Annotated in this window: 7 protein-coding genes; 3 read left to right on the top strand and 4 right to left on the bottom strand. The window is 51.0% G+C overall.

Annotated features, from left to right (window positions below; all coding sequences use genetic code 11):
* Positions 1-48 precede the first annotated feature (48 nt).
* A complete protein-coding gene (locus tag QTL79_RS16335; protein WP_346354798.1) occupies positions 49-1,506 on the top strand; it encodes an IS1182 family transposase in 1,458 nt (485 codons plus the stop codon).
* Between the two features lie 64 nt (positions 1,507-1,570).
* Here the strand turns inward: QTL79_RS16335 and rlmN are convergent, their stop codons facing one another.
* Together rlmN and QTL79_RS16325 are read right to left on the bottom strand one after the other, a co-directional pair.
* Positions 1,571-2,623, bottom strand: coding sequence for a dual-specificity RNA methyltransferase RlmN (gene rlmN / locus QTL79_RS16330; protein WP_346356024.1), 1,053 nt, complete (start codon positions 2,621-2,623; stop codon positions 1,571-1,573).
* A gap of 129 nt (positions 2,624-2,752) precedes the next feature.
* Entirely contained in the window at positions 2,753-4,483 is a 1,731-nt protein-coding gene (locus QTL79_RS16325; protein ID WP_346356023.1) for a SulP family inorganic anion transporter, read from the bottom strand.
* Between the two features lie 368 nt (positions 4,484-4,851).
* On the opposite strand from QTL79_RS16325, the gene QTL79_RS16320 reads away from it, so the two are divergent.
* Together QTL79_RS16320 and QTL79_RS16315 are read left to right on the top strand one after the other, a co-directional pair.
* Complete coding sequence (locus tag QTL79_RS16320; RefSeq protein ID WP_346356022.1) at positions 4,852-6,150, top strand: MFS transporter; 1,299 nt, start codon at positions 4,852-4,854, stop codon at positions 6,148-6,150.
* Entirely contained in the window at positions 6,116-7,291 is a 1,176-nt protein-coding gene (locus QTL79_RS16315; protein ID WP_346356021.1) for a M20 metallopeptidase family protein, read from the top strand. The genes QTL79_RS16320 and QTL79_RS16315 overlap by 35 nt, the downstream gene beginning before the upstream one ends.
* A gap of 52 nt (positions 7,292-7,343) precedes the next feature.
* On the opposite strand, the gene QTL79_RS16310 is transcribed toward QTL79_RS16315, so the two are convergent.
* Both QTL79_RS16310 and QTL79_RS16305 read right to left on the bottom strand, forming a co-directional pair.
* The gene (locus QTL79_RS16310) at positions 7,344-8,468 is read right to left on the bottom strand and encodes a TAT (twin-arginine translocation) pathway signal sequence (RefSeq protein ID WP_346356020.1); all 1,125 of its coding nucleotides are present in this window, start codon (positions 8,466-8,468) and stop codon (positions 7,344-7,346) included.
* Between the two features lie 18 nt (positions 8,469-8,486).
* On the bottom strand, positions 8,487-9,659 hold the full coding sequence (locus QTL79_RS16305; protein WP_346356019.1) for a YibE/F family protein: 1,173 nt from the start codon (positions 9,657-9,659) through the stop codon (positions 8,487-8,489).
* Between the last annotated feature and the right edge of the window lie 62 nt (positions 9,660-9,721).

Raw genomic sequence — 9,721 nt, 5'->3', positions numbered from 1 at the left:
CTCCACTCCCGCTAATGATATGATAAAATCATTAGCGGGAGTGATTTTATGTACGAGAAAAAAGATCGAAGTCAACAAAGCCAAATTGAATTCTTCTGCTTAGAAGATTTAGTACCGAAAGATCATATATTACGAGACATTGAACGAGCCATCGATTTTCGCTTCATCTACGACGAAGTCGACGGTTTATATAGCGACTCCGAACGAGGCAAACCAGGAATTGATCCGGTGAGTCTGTTTAAGATCGTACTGATTCAATACCTGTTCGGCATTCGTAGCATGCGTCAAACCATGAAAGAAATTGAAGTAAATATGGCTTACCGCTGGTTTATCGGATACGGCCTTACCGAAAAAGTCCCGCACTTTTCAACCTTCGGCAAGAATTATACCCGGCGTTTTCAAGGAAGCGATGTGTTTGAGCGGATCTTTATGCGCATCCTGTACGAAGCAGTAAACTGCGGTTTCATTGATGCAAGTTCCGTATTCATTGACGGAACCCATATCAAAGCACGAGCCAACAAAAAGAAAAGCGCAAAAGTGTTTGTGCCGATTCCGGCCAAGCAATATCAAGATGAACTGAATGCGGAAATTCAAGCCGATCGCGAAAACCATGGCAAGAAACGGTTAAAAGATAAAGACGACGATGAAAATCCGCCGCAAGGTAAAACCATCACGCAAAGTACGACGGATCCGGAAAGCGGCTTGTTTCATAAAGGCGAGCATGAAAAATGCTTTGCCTACGTAACCAACACGGCTTGTGACCGGCATAACTTCATATTAGGATACGAAGTCGCAGCGGGCAATGTTAATGACAGTCGATTGTTTGATGAACTGTATGAACGAGTCGTCAGTTATTTCCCTGAAACCGAAACCGTTGCCGTCGATGCGGGCTACAAAACGCCCTGGATTATGAAACAAATTATCGACAGTGGCCGAATTCCTGTCGTTCCCTACAAGCGTCCTATGACAAAAGAAGGGTTCTTCAAGAAATATGAATACGTATATGATGAATATTATGAATGCATGATTTGCCCTGGCAACCAGGCGCTTGGCTACAGTACGACGAATCGTGAAGGATATCAAGAATATAAAAGCGATGCAAAACAATGCAAAGTGTGTCCGCATTTAGAGCAATGCACGCAGAGCAAAGCGCATCAAAAGCAAGTCCAAAGGCATGTATGGGAATCCTATCTGGAACTTGCTGATGAGTATCGGCACATGCCGATATATCGCGATATTTACAAATTGCGCTCGCAAACAATTGAGCGTGTCTTTGCAGATGCAAAAGAAAAGCATGCAATGCGCTATACGCAACTGCGTGGCCTGCAGAAAGTGAAAATGCAGGTGACGCTTACTTTTGCATGCATGAATCTGAAAAAACTGGCGACCTGGAAGAAACGCAGGGGTATATTACCGCCTGTTTTTCAACGTTTTTTCGAAAAACTGCGTTTTTGCAGTGAAAATTGGATAACTGAAATTGAAAAATGCACCTTACGCTTTGCGTAAAGTGCATTTTGTCGACGGTCTGAAAACAGGGATTGTCTTATATAAAAAGACAATCCCTGTTTTCTTATGCCGTCGGCAAATGTTTGCTGCGCAGTTGGCCGCAGGCGGCAGCGATGTCGACGCCGTGTTCGAGGCGAATGCTGCAATTGAGACCTTGTTTTTTCAATACGTCATAAAAAACAAGACTGGTTTCATGCTCGGTGCGTTGGTATTGGCTATGTTCGTCGACCGGGTTGTAGGGAATCAAATTGACATTTGCATTGCGTGCGCCGATCAGGGCAGCGAGTTCCTGTGCATGTTCCGGGCGATCATTCAAATCCTTGAGCAAAATATATTCAAACGTGATGCGGCGCTTGCTGTGCATCAAATAGTAGTCGATGGCGTCGAGCAACGCTGCAATGGGGAAGACCGTGTTTATTTTCATGATGCGTGAACGCAGCATATCGTTCGGCGCGTGCAGAGAAATGGCAAGGTTGACCTGGAGTTTTGCATCGCTGAAACGGTAAATCGCATCGGCCAAGCCGCTGGTCGACACCGTGATGCGGCGTGCGGCAATTGCCAGTCCGTTATGGTCTTTGATAGTCTGCAAAAAGGAAACCAGGTTGGCGAAGTTATCGAGCGGTTCGCCGATGCCCATTACGACGACGTGGCTGACTTGCTCTGCTTGCTCTCGACGGTCAAGATGGCGTTGGACATGCATAAGCTGTTCAACAATTTCGCCGCTTGACAGATCGCGTTTTTTATTCAGGAGACCGCTGGCGCAAAAACTGCAGCCCATGTTGCAGCCGACTTGCGTGGTGACGCAGACAGACAAACCGAATTTGTGGCGCATCAGTACGGTTTCGATTAGGTTGCCGTCTTGAAGCTGTAGGAGAAATTTGATCGTGCCGTCGCTGGACTCCTGGCGGCACGTTTCGTTTAGCGACTGGATGTAAAAATGCGCATCCAATAAGGAGAGGCAGTCCGAGTTGACGTCAAGCATCGCAGAAAACGTCGCGGCGCGACGGCGATACAGCCAAGCCCAAACTTGGCGAGCGCGGGATTTTTTATGGCCGTGGCTGATAAGCCAGGTTGTCAGTTCTTCTAAGGGCAAGTCATAAATCGATTGTTTATTCACGGTTGAAACCTCTTTTCCAGACTGGAGTGAAATCGTAGCATGATGGACTGTCGTTATTATAGCATAGTTGCTTGCGTCCGGACAGTAAGAAAGAGAGCCGTCAAAAGGCTCTCTTTCTTACTGGCTTAGCTAGCTGATTTGTTCAATTTGTTCTTCTGCCAAACAGTGTTTGGAAAGATCCTTTTGGCAGTTGCGACAGGCCGATTTGTCGATGTGATTGGCGGCGTGCGCAATCGCGTCACAGGTATGCCGGAAATAATGATGCGCACCGATCATATCATAGAGGCCGGTTTTTTTCATCAGACGTTCGGCTTGAATATTGAGACCTGCAATCAGCACCAATGTGCCGCGTTTACGCAAATCCTGGATGATGATGCGCAAGTGCTGTTCGCCAGTCAGGTCGATGAACGGAACCTTGCTCATACGCAGGATGATAACCTTGGGGTAATAATGGATCGTATCCATCAGCGTTTGTGAGAACATTTGCGCCGCGCCGAAAAAGAGCGGCCCCTCAACACTGAAAATGCTGATTTGCGGGCAGTCGTGCGTATCAACAGGTTCTTTTTCATCAGCAACGTTGACCAAGTGGTTTTCCTGGTCGGGTAAGACGCGATTGACGACCAGGATGTCGCTCATGCGTTTGACGAAGATGATCATGGCCAAAAGCAGGCCGAATTCAACCGCGATCGTAAGATCGGTCAGAACGGTGAGCAGGAAGGTGACGACCAGGACGCCTGCACTGTGCGAACGGGTTTTCAAAATGGCGAGGAAAGCATGATGCTCACTCATGTTATAGGCGACGATCATCAGTACCGGTGCCATGCTAGCAAGCGGGATGCTGCCGGCGTAAGACGCCAAAAGCAGCATGGTCGCGAGAACGAAGAATGCCGAAATGAGAACGGAGACGCGGGTGACAGCGCCGGTCTTGATGTTGGTTGCAGTCCGGGCGATAGCGCCGGTTGCGGGAATGCCGCCGAACAGCGGCGTTACGATATTGGCAATCCCCTGACCGATTAGCTCGCGGTTACTGTTGTGATGCGTGCCTGTCATGCCGTCGGCGACAACGGCGGAGAGCAGCGATTCGATCGCGCCAAGAAAAGCGATGGCAAACGCCGGACGCAGCAAGTGCTGAAATGTTTCGGCACTCAAACTTGGCAATTGGAAGAGCGGCAGCGTGCTGGGAAGACCGCCGAAGGTCGAGCTGATCGTGCTTACTTCACCGGGGTAGAAGAACGCGGCGGTCAGCGTCGAGGCCAAGATGCCAAGCAGCGAACCGGGTACTTTGGGGAGAAAACGCGGCGTAAGCAAAATGATGAACAGAGAAAGCGCGGCGGTTGCGGCGCTGTAGATGTTGAACGTTGCCAGATGCGTGATGATTTCATGCAAGTTGTCGATAAAGCCTTCATGTCGCGCCAGACCGCTGAGGCCAAGGAAATTCGGCACCTGGCCGATGAAAATATTGACTGCGATACCAGCGGTGAAACCGATGGTTACCGGACGCGGAATGTATTTAATGAGGGAACCTAATTTCAAAAGGCCCATCAGGACGAGAATAACGCCGGATAATAAGCCGGCAATCAGCAGATTTTCATAACCGTAAGTCAAAACGATGGACAGCAGTACCGGAATGAAAGCGCCGGTCGGGCCGGTGACCTGGTAGCGGCTGCCGCCGAAAATCGTCGCAAGGCAAGCGGCAATGATGGTAGTGTAGATACCGTATTCCGGGTTGACGCCGGAGGCGATAGCGAAGGCCATTGCCAGGGGCAGGGAAATGACGCCGACAGTTAGACCGGCCATCAGATCTTTCTTAAAGGCATTCGTGAAATAACGTTTGAGAACGATACGAAAAGTTCGCGACATATAATACAAGACTCCTTCATCCAAGAAAATATAGACACAAAATACATTATACAAGGATGCAGTGCAGGCGTAAAACGATAGGCGAGGGAGCGAGAAGCATTAAATTGCATCAGTTAAGGGAAAGACTGTCTTTTTTGGAATAAATACCTCTGCAAGGTCAATATTGGTTGTTTTTGAAGTTCGAAGGTAAGAATTTTGTAATCGAGTGATAGATGTATCGGTTGAAGTGATGAAACGACGCTAAAAGATGGCAAGGAATGAAGTTTGTACTTCTTGAAGGGACGTGTATTTGCAAACGCGAAAAAAATATGCCATACTAGGTAAAATGGTAACTAAGGTAAGAGCAGTTGTAAATTTAGGGGGCGTAGATGAAAAAACGCTTTGATTTTGCTCAATATAGGTTTGATCCGCTGCAATGGGTCATCTTGGTCGGTTTGATGCTGTCGCGTATCGGCACATCGATGATGATGCCGTTTTTTGTTATTTTTTTGACGTATGAACTGGGCTTGAGTTTTGCGCTTGCAGGGTTTATTTCCGGCAGTTCGTTCGCAGCCTATTTGGTAGGCGGTTTTTTTGGCGGTTTTCTTTCCGACCGTTATGGCCGGAAAAAGATCTTTATTGTCTCGCTCTTTTCATATGCAGCGAGTTTTTGTCTGTTTGGCCTGGCAGCGGCGCATTTGCGCTTGCCGGGAATGATCGAACCGGTCTTTTTTGCCATAAACCTGCTGGCCGGATTGAACCGCAGCTGCATCGATACGATGGGGCAGGCCATCTTAGCGGATCTTGCCGAGCCGGAGCAAAGAACGGCGCTCTTCAGTTTGCGCTATACGATGGCGAACATCGGCAACGCGATCGGACCCTTATTGGGCGCTGCACTCGGCTTTGCCGGAACGACCAGCGGTTTTTATCTGACTGGCGCTTTTTGTTTTGCTTATTTCTTTTTATTCCTGCTCTTTTCCTGGCGGCGTGATATTCGCGGCAAGATTGCTGAAAACGAAGAGAAGCCTGAATTGCGTGAAGTGATCGCGGTGCTGCGTAAAGACCGCGCGATGGGACTGTTTCTTTTGGGCGGGATGACGGTAACCTTCGTTTTTTCGCAGATGGATTCGACGTTAGGTCTTATCATTTTGGATCGGCTTGGTTCGCCTGCGCTTTTTGCGACAATCATGGCGGTCAATGCGATAACGGTCGTTGTCCTGCAGATGCCGGTGACGGCTTATTTTCTCCGACGCTTCTCTCTCTTGACGACGATGCGAATCGGTTGTATATTTCTTGCACTGGGCTTGGTGGGCAATGCGTTTTCCGGTCAGGAATTTTATCGCTATGTCCTTAGCCAGATCTTATTTACCTTTGGCGAGATCCTGATTTTTCCGATTAGCGCCATGTTCGTCGAATCGATCGCACCGCTTGCGCTGCGCGGCAGTTATTTCGGCGCGATGAGTTTTCTCTTCGTGGGCCGGGCGCTCGGTCCGGCAGCGGGCGGATTTTTGCTGCAGCATCTAGGCGCGCACGCCACACTGTTTTGCTTTGCGGTGTTGGCGCTTGGCGCAACCTGGCTTTATCTGCAGGGCGATCGGGCGGTGACCCAGCGAAAAATGGCAGTCGAGGCTTTAAATGAAAAGGAGAATGATGATGGAGCAGAAAATCGCGGCCGCTGCGGCGGCTAATAAAGACTATGTAATCGAGTTGCGCCGTCATTTTAGAATGCATCCGGAACTGAGCGGCGCAGAATTTGAAACGCAAAAACGAATCAGCCAAGAATTGCAGAAAATGGGCATTGAAGCGAAGGCGATTGCGAAAACAGGCATCATCGCGGAGATTAAGGGCGAGAAACCGGGGCCCTGTGTTGCGCTGCGCGCCGATATCGATGCATTGCCGCTCGCGGATGAAATCAATGCGCCCTATCGCTCACAGCGCCCCGGCGTCTGCCATGCCTGCGGCCATGACGGCCACACGGCGATGCTCTTGGGGGTGGCAAAAGGTCTGGTCACGCTGCGCGAGGAACTGCCGGGCACGATCCGCCTGCTCTTTCAGCCGAGTGAAGAAGCCTTTCCCGGCGGTGCGCAGCAAATGATCGAAGCGGGAGCGCTAGAGGGCGTGGCGGCGATCATCGGCGCGCACTTGTGGCAGGATGTGCCGGCAGGCTGCGTCGGCGTCACGTACGGGGCCATGATGGCTTCGCCGGACGAGTTCAAGATCATCGTGCAGGGGCGCGGTGGTCATGGTTCGATGCCTTACCAGACAGTCGATCCTATTCATGTCGGCGCGCAAATCGTTCTGGCCTTGCGCGGCATTGTCGCCAATGACTTAGGCCCGAAGGAACCGGCGGTTGTCTCGATCGGCCTGTTTCAGGCCGGTGAAGTGTTCAACGTGATACCCGATACCGCGCTCTTGCGTGGCACCGTGCGCAGTTTTTCGCAAACGGTGCGGGAGAAGGTCTTTGCCAGGATCGAGCAGATCTGCGCCGGATTGTGCGCGGCTGCCGGAGCCGGTTATCGTTTGGAACCGATTTACGGCTTTCCGCCGGTGATCAACGACCCGGCGATTGCCGCAGTGCTGGCCGATAGCGCCCGTCAGGTCGTTGCGGCGCAAAAGGTGCTGGAGATCGATCCGGTCATGGGCGGCGAAGATTTTTCCTGCTACCAGGCTATTGTGCCGGGTGCCTTCGTCTTTATCGGCAGTGGCAATCCTGACAAAGGCATTTGCCATCCGCACCATCATCCGAAATTCGAAATTGACGAAGACGTATTGCCCATCGGCGTTGAGGTACTGAGCCGGACTGCGCTGCGTTTGCTGACAAGAAAATAAAGAATGTAAGAAAGCCGCCGGATTCCTGAAAATAGGAACGGCGGCTTTCTTGTCATGGTTTGACGAGTGAGAGGACGGTATCAGTTAATTTTTGCTCGCCGCCCTGAACCCAAATTGTGTACAAGCGTTCAATCGTAGCCTGCGAGAAAACATAGTCGCGAAACGCGTAAAACTTGGCGGAATGCAAATCCTGCTCGCTCATGCCATAATGCGCCTTGGCGATGTTTTGCAGCTGGGCGATTGTCCACTGTGCCATTGGTACGGTCAGGACGAAGTCATGATCGCCAAGATGCGTGACAAAACCTTCAATCCAGCGCGGCTGCGGCAAGGTTTCACCGGATGGTGCCAGATAACCGGCTGCGATGGGGTCTTTGCCGGAGATCAGTGCGGCGGCTTTTAACCAGCTTACCACTTGTGCTTCGTCTTGAGCAGTGCCGGGATGATTATGCGCACAGGCAATCGCAACGACGACTTCTTTGGGGAAATTACGGTACATCGCTTCAGCGATGCTGAGAATATGATGTGAGCCGGTACCGGCAATACTGTATTCTTTCAGACTGGCGGCATCGCTTTGCCATTGGAAGACCCAGGGTTTATGCAGGTCGTGCAGCATTTCGGAGGCGATGATAACGTCTTTATTAAGCGTGATGCCATAGACGTCTTTGTAGGTATTGTAGATGCCAAGGGCGATCTTGACGTTGCTGGCGACATGCGTGGCTAGGCCGCCAGGATAGGCGTGATGACTCATATAGCCACTGCCGGGAGCGGCATAAAACGGCTGCGGCGGATTTGCCGTGTTGCGCATCGGCGGAAGAAACTGATCATAGCTGGCGGAAGCTGAAAGGTAACCGGCGGCGACTAACTGTTGCTTCAGGCTTTCTTTTTCGGCATCGCCCGGAAAGCGCTGCCAAAGGCTGGGCACCGGATTGGCCAGATAGTCGGCTGTTTTTTGTCGCAACTGCGGATCGGAGATTTCCTGACTCGTCTTGAGCAGGTATTGGTAGCTGTTCATGATGTAAGAGGATTGTTCAGCCATTGCGGTCGGCGAAAAATTTTGGCAGTCTGCCAGACTGATCGGTGCGGCAAGTACGGAAGGCGGCAACGCACCCGCCAGCAAGGTGATCGCAGATAGAGTCAATGCCGATTGTTTAAGGGTGCGTGATAAAGAGTGCTTCATGTTAAATCTCCTCTTTTCTTATATTTCCTCTTTTGCTTTATGACCGAAGGGCCAAATGTTTTTGAGCGAAGGGGAAGCAGACGTTTTGTCGGGAATCAGAAGATAGCCGCCGAGCAGCGCAGTGAACGGAACGACCAGAATCAGGCCGATGCTGCCGGTCAGGGTGCGCAAGATTTCTGCCGCGACATAGTTCATGTTCAAAATGCGCAGCAACGTCATGTCCTTGGTCAAAAAGAGAAGCAGCATCAGAATGTAGCCGCCGGAATAAGCCAAAAGCAGCGTCGTAGTCATTGCGCCGATCACGGCGCGGCCGACGTTGAGTCCGCTTTTGACTAATTCATCGCGGCTGATATCCGGACGATGCAGCGTCACTTCCTCCATTGCGGCCGCCACATCGATGGCAACGTCGACCGCTGCGCCGGTAGCGCCGAGAATGATCGCTGCATAGAAGAGTTCCTTGAGACTGATGTTGTAACTGCCGGAGTAGAGAAAGCTTTCGGCAAAAGCGGCGGTGGCGCCGTTAAGGTGGAAGTGCTCGCCAAAATAGAGCGTAAAGACGGTCGTCATTGTCAGACCGGCTAACGTGCCGCCAAAAGCGGTAAAAGCCTTGCGGTTGACGCCAAGGACAAGAAAAATGATCAGCGCGCTGATCAGAGCCAGCGTCAAAAGCGCGAACGGAATCGGAGGATATCCTTTGAGCAGTCCGGGCAGGAAAAATTGCCATAAGATCACCAGACTAAGGACGAAAGAGGCGCAGGCCTTGAGTCCGGTCGTCCCGGCAAACAATAGCAGCGTCAGGACGAAGAGCGCAAACAAAAGATATTCCCAGTAGTGACGATCGTATTCAATGACATAGGCTTGGCTGATGCTGCCGTCCGCAGCAATCTGCACTGCGAATAACGCGCTGTCGCCGGGCTTCATGATATGGTCGAGTTCCAGCTTACCCTGAACATGATTATAACCCTGAAGCGCTTGCCCTTTTAGGGGGCCTTCGGTGATAATCGCGCTGACCAGTTGAGAACCTTCCGAAACCAGACCGAAGGTTTCCAATTGATTGTCGACCGCCGTGACGACAGCGCTCATTTCCTGGTTGCCCTGCAGAGGGCGATTTGATTGTTGCAACCAAGCTGCAAACAGTGCAAAACCCAACAGGGCTGTGAACAAAATGATAATGCTGCGGCGTCTCTTCATATGTTTACCCCCAGAGTGAAAAAGTGGGGCGGATGCCAGGAAGAGCATCCGCCGAATCAGGT

Origin of the sequence: Azotosporobacter soli (assembly GCF_030542965.1) — a bacterium.
In the GTDB taxonomy this organism is placed as follows: Bacteria; Bacillota; Negativicutes; order SG130; family SG130; genus Azotosporobacter; species Azotosporobacter soli.
This window is presented reverse-complemented; position numbering and strand designations above follow the sequence as displayed.

What these genes read in the sequence shown, in the direction of transcription:
- QTL79_RS16335 (WP_346354798.1), top strand. Translation starts at nt 49, where the DNA reads ATGTACGAGAAAAAAGATCGAAGTCAACAAAGCCAAATTGAATTCTTC.
- QTL79_RS16325 (WP_346356023.1), bottom strand. Translation starts at nt 4,483, where the DNA reads ATGTCGCGAACTTTTCGTATCGTTCTCAAACGTTATTTCACGAATGCC.
- QTL79_RS16320 (WP_346356022.1), top strand. Translation starts at nt 4,852, where the DNA reads ATGAAAAAACGCTTTGATTTTGCTCAATATAGGTTTGATCCGCTGCAA.
- QTL79_RS16315 (WP_346356021.1), top strand. Translation starts at nt 6,116, where the DNA reads ATGGAGCAGAAAATCGCGGCCGCTGCGGCGGCTAATAAAGACTATGTA.
- QTL79_RS16310 (WP_346356020.1), bottom strand. Translation starts at nt 8,468, where the DNA reads ATGAAGCACTCTTTATCACGCACCCTTAAACAATCGGCATTGACTCTA.
- QTL79_RS16305 (WP_346356019.1), bottom strand. Translation starts at nt 9,659, where the DNA reads ATGAAGAGACGCCGCAGCATTATCATTTTGTTCACAGCCCTGTTGGGT.